General features: G+C 72.6%; 25 protein-coding genes and 1 tRNA gene. 13 read left to right on the top strand and 13 right to left on the bottom strand.

What is annotated here, in order from left to right; translation table 11 throughout:
* Positions 1-51: 51 nt before the first annotated feature.
* The gene (locus tag ACZ3I3_RS21240; RefSeq protein ID WP_467367222.1) at positions 52-675 is read left to right on the top strand and encodes a hypothetical protein; all 624 of its coding nucleotides are present in this window, start codon (positions 52-54) and stop codon (positions 673-675) included.
* 243 nt (positions 676-918) lie between these two features.
* Here ACZ3I3_RS21240 and ACZ3I3_RS21235 read toward each other — a convergent pair whose 3' ends face one another.
* The 3 genes from ACZ3I3_RS21235 to ACZ3I3_RS21225 all read right to left on the bottom strand — a co-directional run bounded on the left by ACZ3I3_RS21235 (position 919) and on the right by ACZ3I3_RS21225 (position 3,761).
* Positions 919-1,884, bottom strand: coding sequence for a DUF5926 family protein (locus ACZ3I3_RS21235; RefSeq protein WP_356928249.1), 966 nt, complete (start codon positions 1,882-1,884; stop codon positions 919-921).
* Positions 1,885-2,137: 253 nt separating this feature from the next.
* Positions 2,138-2,776, bottom strand: coding sequence for an ATP-binding protein (locus tag ACZ3I3_RS21230; protein ID WP_467367220.1), 639 nt, complete (start codon positions 2,774-2,776; stop codon positions 2,138-2,140).
* Between the two features lie 157 nt (positions 2,777-2,933).
* On the bottom strand, positions 2,934-3,761 hold the full coding sequence (locus tag ACZ3I3_RS21225) for a glycerophosphodiester phosphodiesterase (protein ID WP_467367218.1): 828 nt from the start codon (positions 3,759-3,761) through the stop codon (positions 2,934-2,936).
* Between the two features lie 286 nt (positions 3,762-4,047).
* Here ACZ3I3_RS21225 and ACZ3I3_RS21220 point away from each other — a divergent pair, with 286 nt between their 5' ends.
* A complete protein-coding gene (locus tag ACZ3I3_RS21220; RefSeq protein ID WP_467367216.1) occupies positions 4,048-5,481 on the top strand; it encodes a S1C family serine protease in 1,434 nt (477 codons plus the stop codon).
* Between the two features lie 62 nt (positions 5,482-5,543).
* A tRNA-Ser gene (locus tag ACZ3I3_RS21215) sits at positions 5,544-5,630 on the top strand.
* Positions 5,631-5,636: 6 nt separating this feature from the next.
* On the opposite strand, the gene ACZ3I3_RS21210 is transcribed toward ACZ3I3_RS21215, so the two are convergent.
* Entirely contained in the window at positions 5,637-6,152 is a 516-nt protein-coding gene (locus ACZ3I3_RS21210) for an ATP-binding protein (protein ID WP_467367215.1), read from the bottom strand.
* A 234-nt stretch (positions 6,153-6,386) separates the two neighbouring features.
* Between ACZ3I3_RS21210 and ACZ3I3_RS21205 the strand changes: the two genes are divergently transcribed.
* On the top strand, positions 6,387-7,145 hold the full coding sequence (locus ACZ3I3_RS21205) for a glycosyltransferase family 2 protein (protein ID WP_467367213.1): 759 nt from the start codon (positions 6,387-6,389) through the stop codon (positions 7,143-7,145).
* Between the two features lie 18 nt (positions 7,146-7,163).
* On the opposite strand, the gene ACZ3I3_RS21200 is transcribed toward ACZ3I3_RS21205, so the two are convergent.
* The 3 genes from ACZ3I3_RS21200 to ACZ3I3_RS21190 form a co-directional block, all read right to left on the bottom strand.
* On the bottom strand, positions 7,164-7,925 hold the full coding sequence (locus ACZ3I3_RS21200) for a PIG-L deacetylase family protein (protein ID WP_467367211.1): 762 nt from the start codon (positions 7,923-7,925) through the stop codon (positions 7,164-7,166).
* A 9-nt stretch (positions 7,926-7,934) separates the two neighbouring features.
* Positions 7,935-8,195, bottom strand: a complete 261-nt coding sequence (locus ACZ3I3_RS21195) for a ferredoxin (protein WP_467367209.1) — start codon at positions 8,193-8,195, stop codon at positions 7,935-7,937.
* Positions 8,196-8,290: 95 nt separating this feature from the next.
* A complete protein-coding gene (locus ACZ3I3_RS21190) occupies positions 8,291-8,767 on the bottom strand; it encodes a hypothetical protein (protein ID WP_467367207.1) in 477 nt (158 codons plus the stop codon).
* Between the two features lie 331 nt (positions 8,768-9,098).
* On the opposite strand from ACZ3I3_RS21190, the gene ACZ3I3_RS21185 reads away from it, so the two are divergent.
* The gene (locus ACZ3I3_RS21185; RefSeq protein WP_467367205.1) at positions 9,099-13,319 is read left to right on the top strand and encodes an nSTAND1 domain-containing NTPase; all 4,221 of its coding nucleotides are present in this window, start codon (positions 9,099-9,101) and stop codon (positions 13,317-13,319) included.
* 181 nt (positions 13,320-13,500) lie between these two features.
* Here ACZ3I3_RS21185 and ACZ3I3_RS21180 read toward each other — a convergent pair whose 3' ends face one another.
* Positions 13,501-14,088, bottom strand: coding sequence for a GNAT family N-acetyltransferase (locus tag ACZ3I3_RS21180; protein ID WP_467367204.1), 588 nt, complete (start codon positions 14,086-14,088; stop codon positions 13,501-13,503).
* Positions 14,089-14,115: 27 nt separating this feature from the next.
* A complete protein-coding gene (locus ACZ3I3_RS21175; protein ID WP_467367202.1) occupies positions 14,116-14,346 on the bottom strand; it encodes a hypothetical protein in 231 nt (76 codons plus the stop codon).
* Between the two features lie 77 nt (positions 14,347-14,423).
* Here ACZ3I3_RS21175 and ACZ3I3_RS21170 point away from each other — a divergent pair, with 77 nt between their 5' ends.
* Entirely contained in the window at positions 14,424-14,855 is a 432-nt protein-coding gene (locus tag ACZ3I3_RS21170) for a GNAT family N-acetyltransferase (RefSeq protein ID WP_467367201.1), read from the top strand.
* Between the two features lie 234 nt (positions 14,856-15,089).
* Here ACZ3I3_RS21170 and ACZ3I3_RS21165 read toward each other — a convergent pair whose 3' ends face one another.
* From ACZ3I3_RS21165 to ACZ3I3_RS21155, 3 genes are read right to left on the bottom strand one after another with little or no spacing between them, the layout of a single operon-like run.
* Entirely contained in the window at positions 15,090-15,614 is a 525-nt protein-coding gene (locus ACZ3I3_RS21165) for a DinB family protein (RefSeq protein ID WP_467367199.1), read from the bottom strand.
* A 9-nt stretch (positions 15,615-15,623) separates the two neighbouring features.
* Positions 15,624-16,088, bottom strand: coding sequence for a hypothetical protein (locus ACZ3I3_RS21160; protein ID WP_467367197.1), 465 nt, complete (start codon positions 16,086-16,088; stop codon positions 15,624-15,626).
* A gap of 34 nt (positions 16,089-16,122) precedes the next feature.
* Entirely contained in the window at positions 16,123-16,989 is an 867-nt protein-coding gene (locus tag ACZ3I3_RS21155; protein ID WP_467367195.1) for a bifunctional DNA primase/polymerase, read from the bottom strand.
* Between the two features lie 328 nt (positions 16,990-17,317).
* Between ACZ3I3_RS21155 and ACZ3I3_RS21150 the strand changes: the two genes are divergently transcribed.
* The 6 genes from ACZ3I3_RS21150 (at position 17,318) to ACZ3I3_RS21125 (ending at position 22,773) form a co-directional block, all read left to right on the top strand.
* Positions 17,318-17,644: a hypothetical protein gene (locus ACZ3I3_RS21150; protein ID WP_467367193.1), complete on the top strand. Its 327-nt coding sequence runs from the start codon at positions 17,318-17,320 to the stop codon at positions 17,642-17,644.
* Positions 17,645-17,805: 161 nt separating this feature from the next.
* Positions 17,806-18,729, top strand: a complete 924-nt coding sequence (locus ACZ3I3_RS21145) for a bifunctional MaoC family dehydratase N-terminal/OB-fold nucleic acid binding domain-containing protein (protein ID WP_467367191.1) — start codon at positions 17,806-17,808, stop codon at positions 18,727-18,729.
* Positions 18,726-19,109, top strand: a complete 384-nt coding sequence (locus tag ACZ3I3_RS21140) for a MaoC family dehydratase (protein ID WP_467367189.1) — start codon at positions 18,726-18,728, stop codon at positions 19,107-19,109. The genes ACZ3I3_RS21145 and ACZ3I3_RS21140 overlap by 4 nt, the downstream gene beginning before the upstream one ends.
* A complete protein-coding gene (locus ACZ3I3_RS21135; protein ID WP_467367188.1) occupies positions 19,106-20,278 on the top strand; it encodes a lipid-transfer protein in 1,173 nt (390 codons plus the stop codon). The genes ACZ3I3_RS21140 and ACZ3I3_RS21135 overlap by 4 nt, the downstream gene beginning before the upstream one ends.
* Positions 20,279-20,410: 132 nt before the next feature.
* A complete protein-coding gene (locus ACZ3I3_RS21130) occupies positions 20,411-20,971 on the top strand; it encodes a SigE family RNA polymerase sigma factor (RefSeq protein WP_467367186.1) in 561 nt (186 codons plus the stop codon).
* Between the two features lie 125 nt (positions 20,972-21,096).
* Positions 21,097-22,773 carry a long-chain fatty acid--CoA ligase gene (locus ACZ3I3_RS21125; protein WP_467367184.1) on the top strand — a complete coding sequence of 559 codons (1,677 nt, stop codon included), beginning with the start codon at positions 21,097-21,099 and terminating at the stop codon, positions 22,771-22,773.
* 32 nt (positions 22,774-22,805) lie between these two features.
* On the opposite strand, the gene ACZ3I3_RS21120 is transcribed toward ACZ3I3_RS21125, so the two are convergent.
* The gene (locus ACZ3I3_RS21120) at positions 22,806-24,017 is read right to left on the bottom strand and encodes an MFS transporter (RefSeq protein ID WP_467367182.1); all 1,212 of its coding nucleotides are present in this window, start codon (positions 24,015-24,017) and stop codon (positions 22,806-22,808) included.
* A 130-nt stretch (positions 24,018-24,147) separates the two neighbouring features.
* Between ACZ3I3_RS21120 and ACZ3I3_RS21115 the strand changes: the two genes are divergently transcribed.
* Positions 24,148-24,729, top strand: a complete 582-nt coding sequence (locus tag ACZ3I3_RS21115; RefSeq protein ID WP_467367180.1) for a TetR/AcrR family transcriptional regulator — start codon at positions 24,148-24,150, stop codon at positions 24,727-24,729.
* Positions 24,730-24,745: the final 16 nt, after the last annotated feature.

Here is a 24,745-nt window from a genome sequence, read left to right as displayed (position 1 = left end):
GTCGGGCGCGCCGAGCCCGGGTTCCGCCCCGGGGCGTTAAGTTCCGGGGCCATGCCGCGTCATTCCCGGGGCCGTCCCCGGGACCTCAGAAAGTTCCGGTTTCTCGCCCTCGCGGGTGTCGTGGCGGCGTGCGCGGTCGCACTGCCCCTGGCGGTGGCGTCCGCGGGCTCCCCGGGCTCCCCGGATGCCCCGGGCTCCCGCGGCTCAGGGGACACGGCCCGTGCCGGGGGCTCGGCGGCCCCTGTCGGCGGGCGTTCCTCCCCGCCGTCCGCGGACGGCAAGGCGCCTTCCGCCGAGGCCGGCCTCCCCGCCCTCGGCCCCGGCCTGTCGACCGCCGCGCGCTGCGGTCCCGAACTCTCCTCTCCCGAGGGCGTCGAGGCGCAGACCTGTGTCGTGACGCAGGCCGCGGACACCTGGGCGCGGACCTACTACCGCAACGCGACCGGCGAGGCGCTGGACGCCGTACTGAGCCTGATGGGGCCCGGCGCCCGGACCGTGCGGATCACCTGCGCGGTGGGCGCCGAGGACGAGCCGGGGACCTGTGAGACGCCCCGCGAGCCCGCACGCGGGGATCTGCGGGCGTACACGGCGGTCGCGGAGTTCGCCCGGCGGGCCGGCCAGGGGCCGCTGCTGCTGCGCTCGGGTAGCAACTCGCCCATGACAGCGGGCAGTTGAGGAGCGGCTGCGTTCGGTGAACGGCCGCGCGCATGAAAAGACCCGGTTGCTGGCGACGGGGGATGCACCAGCAACCGGGCTACAGGAACGGTAACAAGAGATCGGCGGTTCGCAAATTCGATCTCGCCCTTTCCGGTCACCGATCGGCCTGTCCCGACGGGGAGTTGTGAAGGGCGTCACCTGTCCGAGCGCGAGGGCCCGGCCGGCCGTCCGAACGGCCGGACCGGTCCCTGTGACGAACCGTCAGCTGAGCGTGACCTGCCGGTTGGTGAGACCGCCACGCGCGCGGCGCTCGTCCGGAGTCAGCGGCGCGTCCGCGGCCAGGGCGGCGGCGAGACGCTCGGCGAACTCCGCCGCCGGCTTCTCCACGTCCTCGGCCGTGACCCCGCTCGGCAGGTCCCAGACCGGCACGGTGAGCCCGTGAGCGCGGAAGGAGCCCACCAGACGCGTGCCCTCGCCCAGGCTCGACCGGCCCGCGGCGTGCAGCCGCGCGAGAGCGTCCAGAAGCTGCTCCTCGGGGTGGGGCATGACCCACCGCAAATGGTTCTTCTCGGGCGTCTCACACCAGTACGCGGCGTCCACGCTCTGGAGCTTGACGGTCGGGATGGCCGCGGCGTTGGCCCGCTCCAGGGAGGCGGTCACCTCCGGTGTGGCGTTCTCCGGGTCCGGCACCCAGAACTCGAAGCCGCTGTGCACTTCTGGCTCGAAGGCGCCCTCCGGGTCGAGCAGATCCTGGAGCCGCGGCCCGTCGGCCGGGGCGCGGCGGCCCTGCACCGGGGTGCCGGGCTCGGCTTCCAGGGCGCGCTGGAGGATGTCGGCGAGGTCGCGGCTGAGGTCGCCCGACGAGGTGTCGTTCTGGAGGCCGAGGAGGACCGAGCCGTCGTCGCGGCGCAGGGCGGGCCAGGCCATCGGCAGGACCGTGGCCAGCGTGACCGACGGGACGCCCTCGGGGAGGCCGTCCTTGAGCGTCAGCCCGGCCGTGGCCGCCGGGACCAGCTCGCGCAGGGCCACCCAGTCGCACTCGCCGGGCAGGCCCTCGAAGGGGCGGTGCACCAGCTCGGTCACGGCGTGGGCCGCGGCCCGGCCGTGACAGGCCTTGTAGCGGCGGCCGCTGCCGCAGGGGCAGGGCTCACGAGCGCCGACGACCGGGATCTCTCCGTCCGTGATCTGCGGGCGCTTGGCCTTCGTCTGGGGTCGCTTCTTGGCCATCGATGGGTCTCCCGGTTACGGCTCGTCTCGTACGGTCGCGAGCCTAGCCGTTCGTGCCCCGGGGGGCGGGGTCCTGTGGACAACGCGGGTCCGGGGCGACGCGGGCCTGTGGACAACCGGGCCTGTGGATGACGCGGGTCTGCGGACAGGGCGGCCCTTGCGACAAGTCGGCCCCTGGGACATGGCGACCCCTGCGACAAGGCGCCCCGGTGACAGGGCCGACCCGGTGGGTGGCAGGTCGGCCGGCGCCGGGTCAGTCCATGTCGTCGAAGGCGTCCGCGAAGTCCAGTCCGGGTATCTGGGACACCGCCGGCGCCGTGACCCGGGTCGCGAAGTCGTCGCGGCGGTGGCCGGCGTCCGGGTCGTGCACGTCGGCGTGGACGACGACCCACACGGTGACCTCGCCGCGGATGTCGTCCCGGACACCCCAGTCGTCGGCCAGCGCGGTGATGATGTTCAGCCCCCGGCCGCCGTGCGCCGTGACCGACGGGGTCGCGGGGGCGGGGCGGGTCGGGCCGCCGCCGTCCGTGACCTCGACGATGAGCCGGCCGGACGGGTCCACGCGCCACGCGGCACGGACGTCACCGTCCCCGGAGAACGCGTCGCCCAGGGGCCTGCCGTGTTTGCACGCGTTGCTCAAAAGTTCGGAAAGGATCAGTACGGCGTCGTCGATGACCGATTCCGCTACGCCACCTCTGCGCAACTGTGCACGCATACGGTGTCTCGCTTCCCCCACGCCCGCAGGGCCATGGGGTACGGCCATGCTCGACGACGTGGGCACCTCCTGTGCCACCACCAACGCCACCCCCGAGACCTCCTTCGCCCCACGCCACGGTGTGGATGCCCCATTGGCCTGTACCGGAAACCGGCCAATCCGCGTCCGGTGACGCATTCACCACGATCGAATACGGACCGAACGCGCCGGAGCACTCCCTGTAATCGTGTGGCTGGATTTCATCGGTATGGCCGAGACGCGAGGATCCCGTCCGGCGAGGGACGAGGTCAAGAGGTGTGCATGGGTCTGGTGGGACTTGTGGGGTCTGCGGACCTCAGCGGCCGAGTTGGTCGAGCACCGCGCGCGGGCGGTTGGTGATGATGGCGTCGACGCCCAGGCCGACGCAGAGGTCCACGTCCTCGGGCTCGTTCACGGTCCACACGTGCACCTGGTGGCCGGCCCGTTTCAGCCGCTCCACATAAAGGGGATGGTTGCGCACGATCCGGAGGGACGGGCCCGCGATCGGCACGCCCGGGGGCAGCCGTCCGTCGCGCAGCCGGGGCGAGGCGAACTGCGCCAGGTACACCGTCGGCAGGGTCGGGGAGGCGGCGCGCACGCGGTGCAGCGAGCGGGCCGAGAAGCTCATGACCCGCACCTGGGACTCCTCGGCGGTGGCCGGGGCGTCGAGGCCGAACCGCTTCAGCAGGACCAGCAGCCGCTCCTCGACCTGCCCCGCCCAGCGCGTGGGGTGCTTGGTCTCGATGGCCAGTTCCACCCGGCGCCCGGCGTCGGCGACGAGTTCGAGCAACCGCTCCAGCGTGAGGACGGACGTCGCCTCACGGTCCTCCGGGCGGTGCTCCCAGTCGGGGTCCTCGTCGCGCCCCTTGTAGGCCTCGCCGCTCTTCCAGGAGCCGAAGTCCAGCGCGGCGAGATCGGCGAGTTCCAGCGCGGAGACCGCGCCGCGGCCGTTGGACGTACGGTTGATCCGGCGGTCGTGCACGCACACCAGGTGGCCGTCGGCGGTGAGGCGCACATCGCATTCGAGGGCGTCCGCGCCGTCCTCGATCGCCTTGGTGTACGCGGCCAGGGTGTGTTCCGGGGCGTCCTCGGAGGCCCCGCGGTGGGCCACGACTTGAATCACATGCTGTCGAGCGTGAGTCACCGCGTCATGGTGCCACCGCGCGCGGGTACGCGTCTGGTCGGACGGACCCGGCGGATTCACAGGTCCGGACGGAGGCACTGGAATTGCATCCTTTTCGTCAGTAATGACCTATATAAAGAATGGCCCCGGACCCACAGCCACCGCTTATGGTGCTCTGACGGCCAGTGGGAAAAGCTGACGGCATACAAAGGGACAAGCACAGCTGTATCGCGCCGGACCGTCGCCAGCGTGAAAAAGCGTGACCGAGTGCGACCCAGGAAACAGCCGTGGATCGAGGAGAGAAGCTGTGAGCACCGAGAACGAGGGCACCGCGGTACCCCCCGCCCCGTCCGCACCCCCCGTGCCGGTGGACGCTCCCGCTGCTCCGGCGCCCGAGGGACAGACATCTCAGGGGCCGGGACCGTACGGACAGGACGCCCAGGGCCGGCCCGCCCCCGGCCAGGGCGCTCCCGGTGACGCCGAGCATCACGGCGTCTCCTCCTCCGCCCCCGACCCCTCCTGGCCCCCGCCCCCGCCGCCCACCTCCCCGTACGGCGACGGCGGTTCCGGTTCCGGCGGCGGCTGGGGTTCCTCGTACCAGCAGCCGGCGCCGAAGTCCGGCCGCGGCCGTGGTGGTCTGGTCGCCGCGCTCCTGGTGGCCGCGCTGGCCGCGGGTGGCCTGGGCGGCGGTCTCGGCTACACGCTGGCGAAGAACAACGACGACAGCAGCGGCTCGACGACGGTCTCCGCCTCCAGCAGCGGGGGCGACGTCAAGCGCGACCCGGGCACGGTCGCGGGCGTGGCCGCCAGGGCGCTGCCGAGCACGGTCACGATCGAGGCCGAGAGCAACAGCGGCGAGGGCGGCACGGGCACGGGCTTCGTCTTCGACAAGCAGGGCCACATCGTCACCAACAACCACGTCGTCGCCGGCGCGGTGGACGGCGGCAAGCTCACCGCGACGTTCCCGAGCGGCAAGAAGTACGACGCCCAGGTGGTCGGGCACGCGCAGGGCTACGACGTGGCGGTCATCAAGCTCAAGAACGCCCCGTCGGACCTGAAGCCGCTCACCCTCGGCGACTCGGACAAGGTGGCCGTCGGCGACGCGACCATCGCGATCGGCGCCCCCTTCGGCCTGTCCGACACGGTGACGACGGGCATCATCAGCGCCAAGAACCGCCCGGTCGCCTCCAGTGACGGCAGCGGCAGCCAGGCGTCGTACATGAGCGCCCTGCAGACCGACGCCTCGATCAACCCGGGCAACTCTGGCGGTCCGCTGCTGGACGCGCAGGGCAACGTCATCGGCATCAACTCCGCGATCCAGTCCACCGGCAACGGCGGCTTCGGCACCGGCCAGTCCGGCTCGATCGGCCTGGGCTTCGCCATCCCGATCAACCAGGCCGAGTACGTCGCCCAGGAGCTGATCAAGACCGGCAAGCCGGTGTACGCGAAGATCGGCGCGTCCGTCTCCCTGGAGGACAGCTCGGGCGGCGCCCAGATCTCCAAGGAGGGCGCGGGCGGCGCCGCCGCACCGGTCGAGCCCGGCGGCCCGGCCGCCAAGGCCGGCCTCAAGCCCGGCGACGTCATCACCAAGCTCGACGACAGGGTGATCGACTCCGGCCCGACCCTGATCGGCGAGATCTGGACCCACAAGCCCGGCGACAAGGTCACGATCACCTACGAGCGCGACGGCAAGCAGCAGACGGTCGAGGTGACCCTGGGCTCGCGCGTCGGCGACAACTGACCGGCAGCCGCCCGCAGCGACCCGTTACCCTTGTCCCGCGCCGCCGATCACGGTCGGCGCGGGGAGGCGTGCCCGAGCGGCCGAAGGGAACGGTCTTGAAAACCGTCGTGGCAGCGATGTCACCGTGGGTTCAAATCCCACCGCCTCCGCAGAGGTCATAGATGGTGCAGGTCAGAAGGGGCGTCCCGGTCTCGGGGCGCCCCTTCTGCGGGACTTCGGTGTGGTGGCAGGCGCAGGTGGGCGGTGATCTGCTTTCCCACGGTGCGGAATCCGACGACGACTGTGTCGCTGACCTTGTGCACCAGGTGGAGTCCGTGCCCGCCGACGCGGTGGCGGTCGCCCTTCCGTACCACCGGTTCGTCGGGGGAGGTGTCCCACACCGTGATCGCCAGTGCGCCGGCTGACAGCTGCAGGACCAGCCCGCACGGGCCGGGAGCATGCCGGATGGCGTTCGTGGCGAGTTCGCTGACGACCAGTTCGGCGTCCATGGCCGGCAAGGCCGGTACGGGTGTGCGGCCGGTCAGCGGGACGCGGGCGAGGAAGGCGCGGAGAACGCGGCGCGCGTCAGCGGCGCTGGCCGCGCCGCTGTCCCACGCCACGTCGGAGCGGAGCGTGGCGTGCTCACCCATGCCCTGCTCATCTGCCGCCTGCTTCATAAGCGGGATGACCATGTGGGGCTCTTTCGTTGTGCTCACCACTCTGGAGCGGCTTTCCGTGCTGCGCATACCCGGGCGCCGCCCGCGCACACCGGGGCGGGCTCCCGGCGCCCGTGGTGCCGAACGGCCCATGCGGGGCACGTCGGTAGGCTGTCAGCGCTCCTTCCCAGGTGGGACGGGGTGGGAGGGGGCGGATCCAGTGGCCGGAGGGATCGGTTTGAAGACCGTCGTGGCAGCGCGAGTTCCGGCGTGAGCGGGCGCATCGTCGTCGTCACCGCCGTGCACGGCCCGTCGGCCCGGTTCCTGCCGGAGGCCCACAAGTCCCTGTGCGAGCAGTGGCTGCCGGAGGGCTGGGCGTGGCACTGGGTGATCCAGGAGGACGGGGAGAGCGCGGACGTACGGCCGTACGTGCCCGACGACGAGCGGGTGACGTTCCGGCAGGGCCGGGCCGGAGGGCCCGGGGTCGCTCGGACCATGGCGCTGGCGCATGCCGAGGGTGCGTACGTGAAGGTCCTGGACGCCGACGACCAGCTGGCGCCGGGCACGCTCGCGCGGGATCTGGCGGCGCTGGAGGCCGACCGCGGCCTCGGGTGGGCGACGTCGCGGGTGCTGGACCTCATGCCCGACGGGTCGACGGCCGGTTTCCCGGGCGACCCCGACCCCGGGCCGATCGAACGCGGGGCCGTGTTCGCGCACTGGAAGGCCAACGGCTTCCTCGCCCCGGTCCATCCGGCCTCGCTGTTCGTACGACGGGAGCTGCTGCTCGCCCTCGGCGGCTGGATGGCGCTGCCCGCGTCGGAGGACACGGGGCTGCTGCTCGCACTGAACGCGGTGAGCCGGGGGTGGTTCTCCGGCGAGGTGGGGCTGCTGTACCGGAAGTGGGAGGGCCAGGTGACCGGCCAGACCGCCCACGTGGACCGGGCCGAGCGGGCTGCCCGGATGGCGGTCGTGGAGGCCAGGGCCCAGGCATTGGGCAGTTTTCGGTGGCCTTTTCCGGCCCGGCACTGACGTGAGCTGATCAACCGCCTAGGACTTGAGCTCGGTCTCCCTCGGCGCCTTCGCGGACAGGTCATGGCGGATGTACCACTCCGTACCGAGCAGCCGCTCCCGCTCGGGCGCCGGCAGCGCGGCGATCAGGCCCGGGGCCGCTCCCCGTTCCACCTCCGTGCGGTGCGCCAGCACGGCGGCGATTTTCCGGTCCAGCCAGCCGGTGACGTCGACGGTCGCCGTGACCCGGTCGTCCGGGACCGTGCGCATCGTCTTGCCCGTGGGGGCCAGGTGGCCGCCCCACGCCCGGACGGCGGAGTGCGGGTGCGTGGACAGGTACAGCGCGCTCGGCTGCCAGGGCTCACCGGCGTCCGGGTAGAGGCGTTCGAATCCGGCGGCGTGGACCGCCGACAGGGTCACGCGGTGGGTGTGCACATGGTCCTCGTGGCCGGTCAGGCCGCCGTAGGCGTCGTGGGTGACGACGATGTCGGGGCGGAAGTCCCGGATCTGGGCGACCAGGGCGCCCACCGCCTCGTCGAGCGGTGCGTCGCACAGGCGCGGGCTGCCCGGGGCCGACCGCGGGACGCGGGAGTCGGCGTAGCCCAGCATGCGTGGCCGGCCGGCGCCGAGGATGTGGAGCGCCTCGGCCAGTTCCGCGGCGCGCGGGGTGTCCCTCGCCCAGGTGGCCGTGACGACGGCCGTGCGGGCGCCCGCCGCCGCGTGCCGGGCAAGGGTGCCGCCCGCCATCAGGGACTCGTCGTCGGGGTGGGCGAAGACCGCGAGCAGGCTCGGTGCCGGCACAGGCCCTCGCTACGGGCGGTCCGGTGATGAGGGCGCGTCGGTGGCGGTGGCGGTGGCGGAGGGGGTGGCGGCTGTGGCGGTGATGCTGATGGCCTGGCTGGGGCACTTCTCCGCCGCCTCCAGGATCTCCGGGGCCTCGCCGGCCTCCTCGCGGCCCGGGCGGACGGCACCGAATCCGTCGACGAACTCGAAGACCGCCGGGGCCCTGTGGACGCACTCGGCGGAGCCGTAGCAGAGGTCGCGGTCGACAGAGACCTTGTGTGCCTTCATTCCCTTCATCCCCCTCATCCCCACCGGCCGATACCGGGAGCCGGTGGACCCGAGGTGTTGACTGCCCAGCGCGAGGCCGGCTGAACCGACCCGCCCTACCGTGCGGCGGCAGCCGCCAGCCAGTGGGCGACCCGGCGTACGGCGGCCTCGTCGAGTCGTTCGGCGAGGGCCTGGACGGTCGCGTCGTCCTCGGGGGAGAGGTCGTAGAGGCCCGCCTTGCTCAGCCCGGACAGGAGGACCTGGTGGCGGCGGCCGGTCATGCGTTCCGTCAGTCCGGTCGGTTGAGGGGCAGAGGTGTCGGACTCCGGGGGTGTGCCGGACGTCAGGGGTTTGTCCGGCTTCAGAGGTGTGTCGAAGCGGTGCCAGTCGCCGTCCTTCGGGCCCCACAGGGCGAAGGTCACCTCGTCCCCACGCGCGCGCAGGGTCTGTGTCATCTCGCCCAGGGCGTGCAGTACGGGCGAGCGGTGGGGCGACTCCGCGGCCGTCCGCCAGGTCTGCTCGGCCGGGCGGCAGTACATCGCCACCCAGCGCGGGGCGCCCTGCGGGCGCGGGCTCTCGGGACGTGGCTCCACTGTGCTCACCCCTGTACGTCGCTTGCAGCGGCAGGGCGACCATAGCTGACGGGTCGTCAGTTATCCAGGGTTGGAGAGCGCGGGCCGCTGGGGAGGATCACCACGTCGTCCGGCACCGGTCCCTCCCCTCGTGGGGACCGGTACCGAACGGTGGGGGTCAACTCGTCCGGCTCCGCTGGAAGCCGCCCGGATCAGTGCGCTACTGCGTCCGGATCCTGCCAGTTCCGGCCACCGACGAGGAGTCTCCGGTTCCGGCTAGGCGGTATTACCGCAGGTCAGGCATATAGAGTGAGTTTTCCGGTCCGGACGTCCAGGCGCGGAGAGTTAAGGAGTGGAGACCTTGGGTTCCGACTCCGGGGCACGTACCGCCTTCGCGGAGCGCCTCGCACTGCTGTACAAGGAAGCCGGGAACCCTCCGCTCAAGCGGGTGTCCGAAGCGGTCGTCCGGCTCCAGCGGGTCGACGAACGCGGGCGTCCCGTCCGGGTCTCCGCGCAGCGCATCAGCGACTGGCGCCGGGCCCGTAACGTACCCGCTCAGTTCACCGCCCTCGCGGCGGTGCTGCACGTGCTGATCCCCGAGGCGCGGCGCGCGCGGCCCACGCCGGTGTCCCCGGGCCTGTACGACCTCGGGCAGTGGCAGCGGCTCTGGGAAGCGGCGGTGGCCGGTCCGGTCGGTGAGCGCGGCTCGGAATCGGCGGAGCAGGAGCGGCCGGAGGCCGAGGCCCCGCCCGTGCCGCCCGGCGGGGTGTGCCCGTACCGGGGGCTGGCCTCCTACCGCAGGGAGGACGCCCGGTGGTTCTTCGGCCGGCAGCGCAGCACGGACGCGCTCGTCGACCAGCTCCGGGCCGTGGCGGGGACGGGCGGCCTGGTCATGCTCGTGGGCGCGTCGGGGGCCGGGAAGTCCTCGCTGCTGAACGCCGGGCTGGTGCCCGCGCTGCGGGACGGGGCGCTGGGTTATGGCGGCGAGCGTGGCGATGGCGGGGACCGCGGGGACCGCGGCGACCGCAGCCCCGGTGGCGCCGGTTTCGGCAGTGGCATCGGTGACGCCCGTGACGACTCCAGTGACGCCGGTGGGGCGGGCGAAGCCCGTCACGCGACGGAAGTCGTGCAGCTCGTCCCCGGCGTTCATCCCCTGGCCGAGCTGACCCGGTGCATCCCCGAGCTGGCACCCGTCGTCTCGGCTGTGATCGCGGCCGACCCCCCCGACGCCCCCGGCGCGGAGGACTCCGTCGTCCCCACCACCGTGGGCCCCGTCGTCCCCACCACCGTGGGCCCCGTCGCCCCCACCACCGTGGGCCCCCGCGTCCCACGAGGCCCCGACGTCCGTGCCGCCGTCGCCGCCTGGGCGCGGCGCGAGGCGCCGTCCGGTGCGCGGCCGGTCGTCATCGTGGACCAGTTCGAGGAGACGTTCACCCTCTGCTCCGACGAGGCGGAGCGCCGTGCGTTCGTCGAGGTCCTGAACGCCGCATGTTCGCCGGCCGGTGACGGAGACCCCGCCCCGGCGGTCGTGGTGCTGGGCATACGGGCCGACTTCTACGAGCAGTGCCTCAGGTATCCCGAACTGGCCGACGCGCTCCAGCACCGGCACATGGTGCTCGGCCCCCTGACCACCGCGGAGCTGCGGGAGGCGGTGACGGGCCCGGCCAAGGCCGTCGGTCTGGAACTGGAACCGGGCCTGGCGGAGCTGATCGTCCGGGAGGTGAGCGCCGACGGCCCGCGCGGGGCGCACGACGCGGGAGTGCTGCCGCTCCTCTCGCACGCCCTGCTCGCCACCTGGCAGCGCAGGAAGGCGGGCCGGCTGACGCTCGCCGGGTACCGCGCGGCCGGCGGCATCCAGGGCGCGGTCGCGGCGACGGCCGAGCGGGCCTGGTCCGGTCTGGACCCGGCGGCACGCATGGCGGCCCGGCTGCTCCTGCTCCGGCTGGTCCGGCTGGGCGAGGACACCCAGGCCACGCGCAGGCGGGGCACCCGCCGCCAGCTGGCGGCGGAGTCGACCGACCCGGGCAAGACCGAGGAGTCCCTGGAGGCCCTGGTCCGCGCCCGGCTGGTGACGCTCGACGCGGAGACCGTGGAGATCACCCACGAGGCGCTGCTGCACGCCTGGCCGCGGCTGCGCGACTGGATCGACGACGACCGGCAGGGCAACCTGCTGCGCCAGCGCCTGGAGGAGGACGGCCGGGCCTGGGAGGAGTCGGACCGCGACACCTCACTGCTCTACCGGGGCTCCCGGCTGGAACAGGCCCACGGGTGGGCGAAATCCGCCGGGGACACCTTCCTGACCCGGAGCGCGGTGGAGTTCCTGGCCGCCTCGGTCCGGCTGCGCCGGCGCATCATCTGGATCAGCCGGGGCGCGGTGGCGACCCTGGTCGTGCTGGCGGTGCTGGCCGTCGGGGCGGCCGTCGTCGCCTGGAAGCAGCGGGACGAAGCCGTGTTCGAACAGGTACTCGCCCAGGCGGATCGCGTCCAGTACACCGACCCCTCGCTGTCCGCGCAGCTGGACCTGGTGGCACACCGGCTGCGCCCGGACGACAAGGGCGCGAACAGTCGCCTGATCTCCATCGTGAACGCCCCGCTGTCCACGCCGCTGGCCGGCCACAGCGGCGCGGTCTACCTCACGACGTTCAGCCCGGACGGCCGTACCCTCGCGACCGCCAGTTACGACCGGACCGTACGGCTGTGGAACACGACCGACCCGAAGCGTCCGAAGCCCCTGGGCAAGCCGCTCACCGGTCACACCAGCTGGGTGAGCAGCGCGGTCTTCGGCCCGGACGGCCATACCCTCGCCAGCGCCTCCGACGACGGCACGATCCGGCTGTGGGACGTGACCGACCCCGGCCACCCGAAGCGGCTCGGCAAGCCCCTCACCGGCCATGACGGCACGATCTACCTGGTCGCCTTCAGCCCGGACGGGCGCACGCTGGCCTCCGTCGGCGACGATCACACCGTCCGGCTGTGGGACGTGGCCGATCCACGCCGGCCGCGGGCGCTCGGCAAGCCCCTGACCGGGCACGAGGCCGCCGTGCGGTCGGTGGCGTTCAGCCCGGACGGCCGGACGCTGGCGGCCGGCGGCGACGACGGCACGATCCGGCTGTGGGACGTGGCGGACCCCCGGCGTCCGGAGCCGGTCGGGGAGCCGCTGACCGGCCACACCGCCACGGTGCACTCCGTGGCCTTCAGCCCGGACGGCCGTACGCTCGCCAGCGGCAGCTCGGACAACACCATCCGCCTCTGGGACATGGCCGACCGGCGTCGCCCGGCAGCGATCGGAGCGCCGCTCACCGGGCACACGGGCCCGGTGTGGTCCGTGGCCTTCAGCCCCGACGGCAGCATGCTCGCCGCCGCCAGCGCGGACAGCACGGCGAGTCTGTGGAAGGTCGGTGATCCCGCGTACCCGTCGCAGGTCGGCGCGCCTCTCGCGGGCAGCAGTGGCGAGATGTACGCGCTCGGCTTCAGCCCCGACGGGCGCACCCTGGCCACCGGGTCGGGCGACAACAAGGTCCGTCTGTGGGCGCTGCCGACGGCGGACATGATCGGCCGGACCGGAGTGTTCCGGCCGGACGGGCGGGTGCTCGCGACGGCGGCGCTCGACGGGCGGGTCCGGCTGTGGGACGTGCGCAAGCCCGGAAGGCCGGTGCCGATGGGTGAGCCCTTCCGGCCGAAGGGCGGCGTGCGCTCCCTGGAGTTCTCCGCGGACGGCCGCACCCTCGCGATGGTGACGGGGAACCGGGCCCTGCAACTGTGGAACGTAGGCGACCCGGACCGCCCCGTCCCCCACGGGTCGCCCGTCCCGCTGCGCATCCGGTTCGCCGACCCGCTGGCCTTCAGCCCGGACGGGCGCCTGCTGGCGACCGCCGACGACGACCGCACCGTGCAGCTGTGGGACATCGGCGACCCGGCCCGTCCGCGCCCGCTCGGCGCGCCCATCACCGGGCACAAGGGGTACGTCAACTCCCTCGTCTTCAGCCCGGACGGCCGTACGCTCGCCAGCGGCAGCGCCGACGGCACCATCCGGCTGTGGAACGTGACGGACCCCGGGCGGGCCGTCCTGCGCGGCGCACCCCTCACGGGGCATCTCGGAGCCGTCAACGTCCTCGCCTACAGCCCCGACGGGCGGACGCTGGCCAGTGGCGGCGACGACACCTCGGTCCGGCTCTGGGACCTGGAGAACCCGGCCGAGCCCTCGCAGCGGAAGAGCCTCAGGGGCCACACGGAGGCGGTCGTGTCACTGACGTTCAGCCGCAGCGGCCACACCCTGGCCAGCGGCGGCAACGACAGCACCGTACGGCTCTGGAACCTCTCCGACCCGGCCAAGGCCACCGCGATCGGCCAGTCGATGAGCCCCAACGCCAAGAGCGGCGGCACATTCCTGTCGTTCAGCCCGAACAGCCACATGATCGGGGTGTCGAGCGGCACCGACACCATCAGGCTGTGGAACCTGGACGTCGAGGCGGCCGCACGCCGCGTCTGCACGATGACCCGGGGTGTTCTGACACCGGAGACCTGGAGCGAGTACCTGCCCCGGCTGTCCTACGACCCGCCGTGCGAGCCCTGACGGGGCCGGTCGCCCAACAGGCCGCTCTCGCCCGGCAGTTGAGTGATACGAGTCACAACCTGGGCTTTGCTGACGAACAGTCGGTTCCGATGGGCAAGCGCTTGTTACCCTTGGCCATAGCCCGACCGCTGGTGCATCCCCCGTCGCCAGCGGTCGGGCCTTTGCGTGGGCGCGTCCGGCCTTATGCGTGCGCGTGAGCCCGCAGGTCGAGCCGCATCAGGATCCGGGGGTGGCCGGCCAGTACCGAGGTGGTGGCGGCCGCGTAGGTGAAGCCGGCGCGTTCGAAGTTCTTGCGGAGGCCGGCGTACGCCATCGTCAGGTCGACCTTGGCGTCGCCGTTGTCCAGGGGGTAGGCCTCGATCGCCGGTGCGCCGTGGGCGCGGGCGAACTCGACGGCGCCGGCGATGAGGGCGTGCGAGATGCCCTGCTTGCGGTGACCGGGGCGGACCCGGACGCACCACAGCGACCAGACGGGCAGGTCGTCGATGTGGGGGATCTTGCGGTTGCGGGCGAAGGAGGTGTCCGCGCGCGGGGCGACGGCGGCCCAGCCGACCGGTTCACCGCCGTCGTAGGCGAGCACGCCGGGCGGGGGGTCCTGGTGACACAGCTCGGCGACGTACTCGCCGCGGGCCGGGCCGCGCAGCTCGTTGTTGAGCTTCGAGGGAATCCGGTAGCTCAGACACCAGCAGACGTTCGCCCCGGGCGACTTGGGTCCCAGCACGGCACGGACGTCCTCGAAGACCGTGGCCGGCCGAACGTCGATGCTCATGCCCCCACGATGTCACGAACCGCCCGGCTAGGCCCTCGGACCCGGTGACACGGCCTGGCTGAACGCGTCGTAGAAGGGCTGCGCCATCCCGGCGATCGCCGACGCGCCCTGCGCGAACGGCGTGATCGGATCGATCGCCCCCGACCGCCCGCCCCCGCCTTCGCCACCGGGTTCGGCGGCCAGGGCGGAGGAACCGCCCTGGAGGGCGACGAGCACGAGGAGCAGCACAGCGGCACGGGAGAGCAGACGACATCGCATGCCCGCTTCAACGAACTGCTTCGTCGCTGGTCACAGGGCTGCCATTAGTGATTTAGGAGTACGGATACGCTTCCGTCATGGACGTCCATGTCGAGATCATCCGGGAGCCGAGCGAGGAACTCGTCGACGCCTTCGGCCGATTGCTTCCGCAGTTGTCCACGACGGCTCGGCCCCTGGACCGGGCGGCGGTCGACCGGATGGTCCGCTGCGACGCCGTCACCGTGCTCGTGGCCCGGGCCGGTGGCGTGATCGCCGGCACTCTGACCCTCGTGCTGCTGCCCCTGCCGTCCGGGCTGAGGGGCCGGGTCGAGGACGTGGTCGTCGACGACGCGGCGCGCGGGCAGGGCGTCGCGGGCCTGCTCATCGAGGAGGCCGTGCGGATCGCCCGCGAGGCCGGGGCCCGCACGGTCGACCTCACCTCCCGGCCGGACCGTGCCGCCGCCAACCGCCTCTACGAGCGGCTCGGATTCCGGGCCCGCGAGTCCACGGTCTACCGCACGGCGCCTTAGGGCCTGTCGTTTGCATCACGCCGCAGACGCGGGGCCTGGCACGCGCATCTGCGGCGTTGTCGTCGGTCACCGACTCCCCCACGCTCGGCTTCGCTCACGCGGGCAGTGCCCCCATCGCGTCGACTCCCTCCTCCGCCTTTCCCTCCTCCGCCTTGCAGCTGCACGCACCAGACCCCGCTCACCGGCGCTGAGAAGCGCTGCCGATTTCCTGCGACCTGATCCAAACGACAGGCCCTACGCGGAAGCCGCCCGCAGCATCCGCAGCTGGCCGATCTCCGTCACGTTCTTCATCAGTTCCGCGTTCACCCACGCCACCATGTGGGCGACGGTGTACTCGGGATCGTCCGGTGAGGGGAACATCGCTGTCGTGTCCAGGTCGGTGTCGGTGAGGCCGTCCAGGACGGTCAGCCATTGGGTGTGCAGGCCGCGCAGCCAGTCGATGGCCGGGGTGCCCTCGCCAGGCCACACCACGTCCGTGCGGTCGCGGGGCGGGCGGCCCTGGGCGTGGTCGAGGGTCACGCTCCACCACCAGCCGATGTGCCAGCTCACCCAGGCGATGGTGGGGACGGGCACGGGGTCGGGCTCGGTGTCCGCCCAGTCCGGTACCCAGGTTCCGTCGGGGCCCCTGCGCATCGTCCAGCAGAGCGGGGCCGGCTCCCAGAGGAAGTCCTCCGGCTCCAGCCGCTCCAGGTGGTACTCGAACAACGACCAGGTTAACTCGTGCTGCCAGCGCAGCAGTTCTGTGCGGGAAGCGCTCATTGCACGACCCTACGCAAGCGCCCGTGCGTCCCGGGCCAGTCCCGCCCAGTCGAGGTCGCGCAGTCCGGGCTCCGCGTCGCAGCCCGAGGGCAGGCGGGGCGTGGCCTGGAACCAGACGACGGTGAGCCGTGAGCGGTAGGTGACCGGGTCGTGGGCGGGATCGAGAGCCGTGGAGTGGAACGTGCCGACGCAGGCCACGGCGGGCAGGACCTCGACGGGCCCGAGGCCGCCCGCGTACTGGTCGGGGTAGGCACGCCGGGGCGGGAGCAGGTGGACCGGTGTGCCGGGGCGGGCCCGCTCGGCGGCGCGGAGCAGGCCGCGGATCCGCCGGTCGTTCACCGGCTTGCAGGGATAGCCCTCCAGCAGATCGCCGTACGTCGACGTGAACCGCAGCTCGGCGAGATCCACCGGGCGGCCGGAGGCCAGGACGAGGCGGGCGAGCGCCAGGGCCGGCGTTTTGACGTGCTGTCGCATGGAGGTCTTTCGGTGCTCATGGGCAGGCCCTGGCTCAGGGCCGGTGCCCCGTCAGCCGCGCTGCCGACGCGATCGTCGCCCGGGCCTCGCGTTCGGTGAGGCCGGTGCCCCGGGCGGCGTCGACCAGCGCGTCCACGAGCGCGGGGCCGATGCCGTCCTCGTAGGCCCGGCAGGCCGCCCAGAACAGCCGGGTGTTGCGCTGGCCCTCGTGCGCGGCGAGGACGAACTGGACCAGGCCCTGGCCGTGTCCGCCGGCCGCCGGGGGTGTGGGGTGGTGGGCGCGGGGCGGCGGGAGGAGCAGACGCAGGAGGGAGCGCGGGCAGGGGGCGGGGGCGAGATGGGCGGTTCCCGGGGCCGCGGCGTACACGCCCTGGCCCGTGCGGGAGCCGGGACCGACGAGGTAGCCGCCGGCGCCCCGGATGTCGATGCCGGGGGCGAGGCGGCCCGCCGAGTTGGGGACGACCACGTCGGGCGGGCCGCTCAGCCAGAGGTGACGGCCGCCGGACGGGGTCACGACGACCACGGTCGGCGGGATGGTGAACAGGTGCCGCAACGCCAGCTCGCGCAGGGCGGCCGAGGCGTCCGTGCCGGTCTTCACGTCCAGGTCGAGGCCGATCAGATGGTGCGGGGGCAAGCCGCAGGCGATGCCGTACCCGGTCGCCCAGGGCGCCGCGGCGAACAGTTCGCGGATGCGGGCGGGGTCGCTGGAGGCGTCGTAGATCCCATGGCCGAGCCGGCCGCACTCGCCGTGGCAGGGGGAGGGGGCCGGGTCGTCGCGGTGCGGGGAGCGCAGGGCCGGGAGCTTGGTGCGGGACAGGGGGATGACGGCCAGTCCGCGTTCGGCGGCTGACAGGGCGTGTGCGAGGGCCAGCGTCGTGGCCTGCCGGTCGGTGGTGGCCATGCTCCTAGTTTCGTACGTACGTTCGAAAAAGGAAAGAGGGAACGGGTGCGACGCGCCGGGGCGGAGAGGCGGACGGGAAAACACGGGAACGCTTCGGCCCTTGCGGCACCTGGGTTCGAACGCCCCCTTCTGCTCCCGTCCGGGACGGAAGTGACGCAAAGGGGTTTATCGACATGTCATCACGCTTGCGTGCGAATGGTGGCTTCCGGTCTGGTTCGCCGGGGATTCGGTGGGCAACTCTGGACTCGCGACGTCGCGTACCGCACCGGGGTGGTCGGCCGATTCCCCTGGTGGCAGCAGTAATTCTGAAGTCCTGGAGGACAACAACATGGCACGTATCCGTACCGGCCGCGTCATCGCCGCCGTCTCCGCCCTCCCGCTCGCGGCCGCCCTCTTCGCCGGTGTCGCGACGGCGGACAACGGCGCCTTCGCGGACAACGGATCGATCGCGTCCGCCACGGAGGCCGAGCAGGGCCTCCTCGGCAGCGGCGTCGGCGGCGACAACTTCGGCAACGCGGCCACCACCCAGCAGCAGGCCGTCGGTGAGGGGGCCTCCAACCAGAGCAACACCGCCCAGGTCAACGGCACGGAGCCCACGATCGTCAACCAGGGCAACGCCAACACCGCCATCAGCTTCTCCCCGCTGTGGTGGTGAGCTGAGCGGGCCGGTGCGCCGGCATCGGCCCGCGTCCTGTGTGGGTGTGCTTCGTGGGGTGACAAGCGCCTGGGCGGCGGTACTTCGGTACCGCCGCCCAGGCGCTTTCGGCGACTGCGGGGCCTTGACGGAACCACGTATCTGACGGACAGTCAGAAACTGTGAACGGTGAGCCGGAGGTCCACGAGGAGTTCGAGGCGCGCCTGAAGGCCTACGAGGGCCGCCCGGCCGCCGCCACCGGGGTCGGCCGGGACCCTGTCAACGCCCCGATGATCAGGCACTGGTGCGAGGCCATGGGCGACACCAACCCGGCGTACACGGGCCCGGACGCCATCGCTCCCCCCACCATGCTCCAGGCGTGGACCATGGCCGGCCTCTCCCGCCGCCCCGAACGCACGGCGGCCTACGACGAACTCCTCGGCCTGCTCGACGAGTCGGGCCACCACGCGGTCGTCGCCACCGACTGCGAGCAGGAGTACCACCGCCCCCTGCGCCCCGGGGACGAGATCACCTTCGACTCGGTGATCGAGTCGGTGTCGCAGCGCAAGACCACGAAACTGGGACCGGGCTACTTCGTCACCACCCGCACGGACGTCAGGGCGGCCGGCGAACTCGTCGGCACCCACCGCTTCCGCATCCTCAAGTACGCCCCCGCACGCCGGCCGAAAGCGTCGAACGCCCCTGAAGAGCGCCGCCCCCGCCCCGTCGTCAACCGCGACAACGCCGGCTTCTGGGAGGGCGTGGCGCGCCGTGAACTGCTGATCCAGCGCTGCACCGGCTGCGGCACCCTGCGTTTCCCCTGGCTCCCGGGCTGCAACAGCTGCGGCCGGCCGGGCTGGGACACCGTCGAGGCGAGCGGCGAGGGCACGGTCTATTCGTACGTGGTCATGCACCACCCGCCCTTGTCGGCTTTCGAGCCCCCCTTCGCGGTGGGGCTGATCGAGCTCGCGGAGGGGGTGCGGATCATCAGCAACGTGGTGGGGGTGCCGTACGACAAGGTGCGGATCGGCATGCCGGTGCGGCTGGAGTTCCGCCGGTACGACGACGAGCTGGTGCTGCCCGTCTTCCAGGGGGTGACGCGGTGAACCCCGGCGACCGCCTCCCGCCGCTGGAGATCCCGGTCACCCGCACACTCGTCGTCGCCGGGGCGATCGCCTCCCGGGACTACCAGGACGTGCACCACGACCCGGAACTCGCCCGGCAGAAGGGCTCCCCCGACATCTTCATGAACATCCTGACGACCAACGGCCTGGTCGGGCGCTACATCACCGACCACTTCGGGCCCCGGGCGGAGCTGCGCCGGGTGGCGATCCGGCTCGGCGCGCCCAACCACCCCGGGGACACGATGGTGCTGACGGGCACGGTCGAGGAGGTCGACGGGGACACGGCGACCGTCAGGGTCGTCGGCGTGAACGGCCTCGGCGAGCACGTCACGGGCACGGTGACGGTGAGGGTTCCGGCATGAGTCTGAGAGGACGGGACGATCTCGGCGGGCGCGCGGCCGTCGCCGGCATCGGGGCCACCGAGTTCTCCAAGGACTCGGGCCGCAGCGAACTGCGCCTGGCCGTCGAGGCGGTGCGCGCGGCCCTCGCGGACGCGGGGCTGACACCCGCCGACGTGGACGGGATGGTCACGTTCACCATGGACACCAGCCCCGAGATCACCGTCGCCCAGGCGGCCGGCATCGGCGAGCTCTCCTTCTTCTCCCGCGTCCACTACGGCGGCGGCGCGGCCTGCGCCACCGTCCAGCAGGCCGCCCTGGCGATCGCCGCGGGCGCGGCGGACGTGGTCGTCTGCTACCGGGCGTTCAACGAGCGCTCGGGCCGCCGCTTCGGCTCCGGGGTGCGCCACCGGGAGCCGTCGGCGGAGGGCACGGCGCTCGGCTGGGCGCTGCCGTTCGGCCTGCTCACCCCGGCCTCCTGGGTGGCGATGGCGGCCCAGCGCTACCTCCACACGTACGGGCTGACACCCGAGGCCTTCGGGCACGTGGCCGTCGTCGACCGCAAGTACGCGGCGACCAACCCCGCGGCGTACTTCCACGGCCGTCCCATCACCCTCGCCGACCACGCCGCGTCCCGCTGGATCGTCGAGCCGCTGCGGCTGCTGGACTGCTGCCAGGAGACGGACGGCGGTCAGGCGCTCGTCGTCACCTCCGTGGAGCGGGCCCGCGATCTGCCGCACCCGCCGGCCGTGATCGCGGCGGCCGCCCAGGGCGCCGGACGCGCGCAGGAGCAGATGACCAGCTTCTACCGCGACGACCTGACCGGCCTGCCCGAGACGGCGGTGGTGGCCCGGCAGCTGTGGCGGACCTCGGGACTCGCGCCGGCCGACATCGACGTGGGGATCCTCTACGACCACTTCACGCCCTTCGTGCTGATGCAGCTGGAGGAGTTCGGCTTCTGCGGCCCCGGCGAGGCACCGGACTTCGTGGCCGAGGAGCGCCTGCCGCTCAACACGCACGGCGGCCAGCTGGGGGAGGCGTACCTGCACGGGATGAACGGCGTGGCGGAGGCCGTCCGGCAGATCAGGGGGACGGCGGTGAACCGGATACCGGGTGCGCAGCGGGTCCTGGTGACGGCGGGGACGGGCGTGCCCACCTCGGGACTCGTACTGACAGCCGACTCTCAGGGTTGACCCGCAGTACCCCGGGCCCTTCGCTCCACCTACAGGAGGTGCGGGGAACCCCACCCGTACAACCTGAGGGGGACCCCGCTTCGGGACCTGCGGCCGATCCGCTGACGGTGGCCCCGCTCATAGCGTTGAGCCATGACCACACTCGTCTGCACCAGCGCGTCGAAGGCCGCTGCACCAGCGGCGCAGGCTCCTCCGTACCCGTCGTTCTCGTCGTACGTCAGGGCCCGCCAGCCGGTGCTGCTGCGTACCGCCCGCTCGCTCACCGGCAACCCGAGCGACGCGGAGGATCTGTTGCAGACCGCGCTCACCAAGACGTACGTCGCCTGGGAGCGCATCGAGGACCACCGCGCCCTCGACGGCTATGTGCGCCGGGCCCTGCTGAACACGCGGACCTCGCAGTGGCGCAAGCGCAAGGTCGACGAGTTCGCCTGCGAGGAGCTGCCCGAGCCGGATCCGGTGCCCGCCGGTGACGACCCGGCCGAGCAGCAGGCGTTGCGCGACGCTATGTGGCGGGCGATCATGCGGCTGCCGGCCCGGCAGCGGGCGATGGTCGTCCTCAGGTACTACGAGGACCTCAGCGAGGTCCAGACGGCGGAGGTGCTCGGCGTCTCGGTGGGCACGGTGAAGTCGGCCGTCTCCCGTGCGATCAGCAAGCTCCGGGAGGACGCTGAGCTGGGGCTTGTCCGTAGTTGAGCGGACGTGTCGGTCGCCGCTGAGCGGTTCCGTCGGCAGCCGTGACCTGATCGATCACCCGGTCCTAGTGACATACCACGCGGTATGTGCGCAGAATCAGCGCAACCTTTACCACCGCGCAGGCAATGTCGCCCCGGGAGGACGCCGTGCTGAGCACCATGCAGGACGTACCGCTGCTGATCTCGAGAATCCTGACCCACGGGTCGACGATCCACGGGACATCGCAGGTGACCACCTGGACCGGGGAGGACGAGCCGCACCGCCGCTCCTTCGCCGAGATCGGCGCCCGCGCCGCCCAGCTGGCACACGCCCTGCGCGAGGACCTCGGCGTCGCCGGTGACGACCGGGTCGCCACCCTGATGTGGAACAACGCGGAGCACGTGGAGGCCTACTTCGCGATCCCCTCCATGGGCGCGGTCCTCCACACCCTGAACCTCCGGCTCCCGCCCGAGCAGCTGGCCTGGATCGTCAACCACGCGGCCGACCGCGTGATCATCGCCAACGGCTCGCTGCTCCCCCTGCTCGCCCCGCTGCTCCCGCACCTGAAGACGGTCGAGCACGTGGTCGTCTCCGGCCCCGGGGACCGCTCCCTGCTCGCGGACGCGACCGCGCGGGTCCACGAGTACGAGGACCTGATCGCCGGGAAGCCCACCTCGTACGACTGGCCCGAGCTGGACGAACGCCAGGCCGCCTCCATGTGCTACACCTCCGGCACCACCGGCGACCCCAAGGGCGTGGTCTACAGCCACCGCTCCATCTATCTGCACTCCATGCAGGTCAACATGGCCCAGTCGATGGGCCTGACCGACGAGGACACCTCGCTGGCCGTGGTGCCGCAGTTCCATGTGAACGCGTGGGGGCTGCCGCACGCGACCTTCATGACCGGCGTGAACATGCTGATGCCGGACCGCTTCCTCCAGCCGGCCCCGCTCGCCGCGATGATCGAGAGCGAGAGGCCGACCCACGCCGCCGCCGTCCCGACCATCTGGCAGGGTCTGCTCGGCGAGCTGACCGCGCACCCCCGCGACGTCTCCTCCCTCACCCAGGTCACCATCGGCGGCTCGGCCTGCCCGCCGGCCCTCATGGAGGCCTTCGACAAGCTGGGCATGCGGGTCTGCCACGCCTGGGGCATGACGGAGACGTCCCCGCTCGGCACGATCGCCCGTCCCCCGGCCGGAGTGGCCGGCACGGAGGAGGAGTTCGCCTACCGCCTCACCCAGGGCCGCTTCCCGGCCGGTGTCGAGGCCCGGCTGACCGGCCCGGGCGGCGAACGCCTCCCCTGGGACGGCGAGTCGGCCGGTGAGCTGGAGGTGCGCGGCCCGTGGATCGCCGGCGCCTACTACAACGGCCAGGGCGCCGACCCGCTCCGCCCCGCCGACAAGTTCAGCGAGGACGGCTGGCTCAAGACGGGCGACGTCGGGACGATCTCCGCCGACGGCTACCTCACCCTCACCGACCGGGCCAAGGACGTCATCAAGTCCGGCGGCGAGTGGATCTCGTCGGTGGAGCTGGAGAACGCCCTCATGTCCCACCCCGAGGTGGCCGAGGCGGCCGTCGTCGCCGTCCCCGACGAGAAGTGGGGCGAGCGCCCCCTGGCCACGGTCGTCCTCAAGGAGGGCTCCACCGCCACCTTCGAGACCCTGCGCGCCTTCCTCGCCGAAGACGGCGGCATCGCCAAGTGGCAGCTCCCGGAGCGCTGGACGGTCATCGAGGCGGTGCCGAAGACGAGCGTCGGCAAGTTCGACAAGAAGGTGCTGCGCAGGCAGTACGCGGAGGGGGAGCTGGACGTGACGCGGCTCTGAGCCCGTGGCACACCCGGGAGGCCTGACCGCCGTCACCGCCGTACGGCGGTCAGCCCCCACCCCAGCACCAGCCACAGGCCCGCCACCCCGCACACGCCGCCCCAGCCGAAGTGGCTGAAGGCGAACCCGGCGAGGGCCGAGGCGCCTGCGCCGCCCGCGAACCCGGCGACGACATAGGCGGTGTTGGCGGTGGCCGGGGTGGAGGTGGTGGTCAGGGCGAGGGTCTGGTTGGCGACGTGGGACGCGACGAGCGCCGCGTGGATCAGCACGGCGGCGGCGAACAGCGCCCCCAGCACCTGCCCGCCCAGCCAGAACAGCGGCACGGACACGGCGGCGAGCAGGTACGCGGACCGCACGACACGCGCCGCCCCGAACCGGTCCACGAGCCCGCCGGCCAGCGGCGCCACCGCACTCGCCGTCAGCCCGAACAGCCCGAAGAGCCCGGCCGTCGCCGTGGACAGCCCGTACTCCGGCCCGGTCAGCAGCAGGGCGAGCGAGGTCCACAGCGCGCTCCACGCCCCGAACATCCCGGCCTGCCGCAGGCAGGCGCGCCACAGGTCGGGCGAGTGGCGCAGCACCGCGGGCAGCGCGGCGAGCCCGGCGAACAGCGGGCCCTCCCGCCGCCGCTGTGACGGCAGGACCAGGGCGGTCGCGAGCCCCAGGACGAGGGTGAGCACGGCCGCGCCCGCGAACACCCACCGCCACCCGAAGGCCTGCCCGGCCAGTCCGCCCAGCACCCGGGCGGCGACGATGCCGGTGAACAGGCCCGCGATGACGGCCGCGACATGGCGGCCACGCCGCTCGGCCGGGGCGCGTTCGGCGACCAGCGGGACGAGCAGCTGCGGGATCACGGTCGCGGCCGAGGCGACGAACACGGCGACCGCGAGGGCGGTGACCCCCGGGGCGGCCGCGCTGGCGGCCAGCGCGGCGGTCGTGACGAGCGTGAGTCCGCCGACCAGCCGGCGCCGGTTCACGCTGTCGCCGATCGGGGCGAAGAAGAGCAGGCCGACCGCGTAGCCGAGCTGCGCGACCGAGGCGATCCAGGCGACGGCCGAGGGCGCCGAGCCGAAGTCGCGGGCCATGAGCGAGAGCAGGGGGGCGGCCAGGTAGATGTTGGCGGCGGTGACCGCGCTGCACACGGCGATCAGGGTGAGGAAGACACCGGGGCCGGGAGTACGCGCCTCGCGGGCGGGGGCGGTGCCGACCGGGCGGGACGTGGTCGTGGCGGTGGTGGCTGACGGCATGGGAGGAGGACTCCTTGGAGTCGGCTCTAGCAACTAACTGGTTGGTTGGATGATGAGGAAACAGTGTGGGGCGCCCTTCGATTCCCTGTCAACCAAACAGTTGGTTACTTGGCGCGCTACCCTCTCCCCCATGGGAGCAGCAAGGGACCCCGAGGCCACCAAGGCCCGGATCTTCGAGGCGGCGGTCGCCGAGTTCGCCCGGCACGGCATCGCCGGCGCCCGCATCGACCGCATCGCCGCCGAGGCGAAGGCCAACAAGCAGTTGATCTACGCCTACTTCGGCAACAAGGCGGAGCTGTTCGCGATCGTCCTCGAGAAGAAGATGCTCCATCTCGCCGAGGCCGTCCCCGTCGACCCGGACGACATCGAGGGCTGGGTCGACCGCCTGATGGACTACCACTCCGCCCACCCGGAGCTGCTGCGCCTGCTCTTCTGGGAGGGCCTGGAGTACGGCACCGACGAACTGCCCCACGAGTCCGACCGCCAGGAGCACTACGCCCGCAAGGTCGCCGCCCTCCAGGACGGCCAGGACCGCGGAGTCGTCACCGACGCCATCCCGGCGGCCGACCTGCTGTTCCTGCTGACGGCCCTGGCCAACTGGACCGTGGTCGTGCCGCAGATGCGGCGCATCCTGGTCGGGGGCCAGGAGCCCGACCAGGACCGCCTGCGCAGCTCGGTCAAGGAGGCGGCGCGCCGCCTCACGGCCCGGTAGGACCAGCCAGGTAGGA

It is taken from the genome of Streptomyces sp. NPDC016851, assembly GCF_055562795.1.
This window is presented reverse-complemented; position numbering and strand designations above follow the sequence as displayed.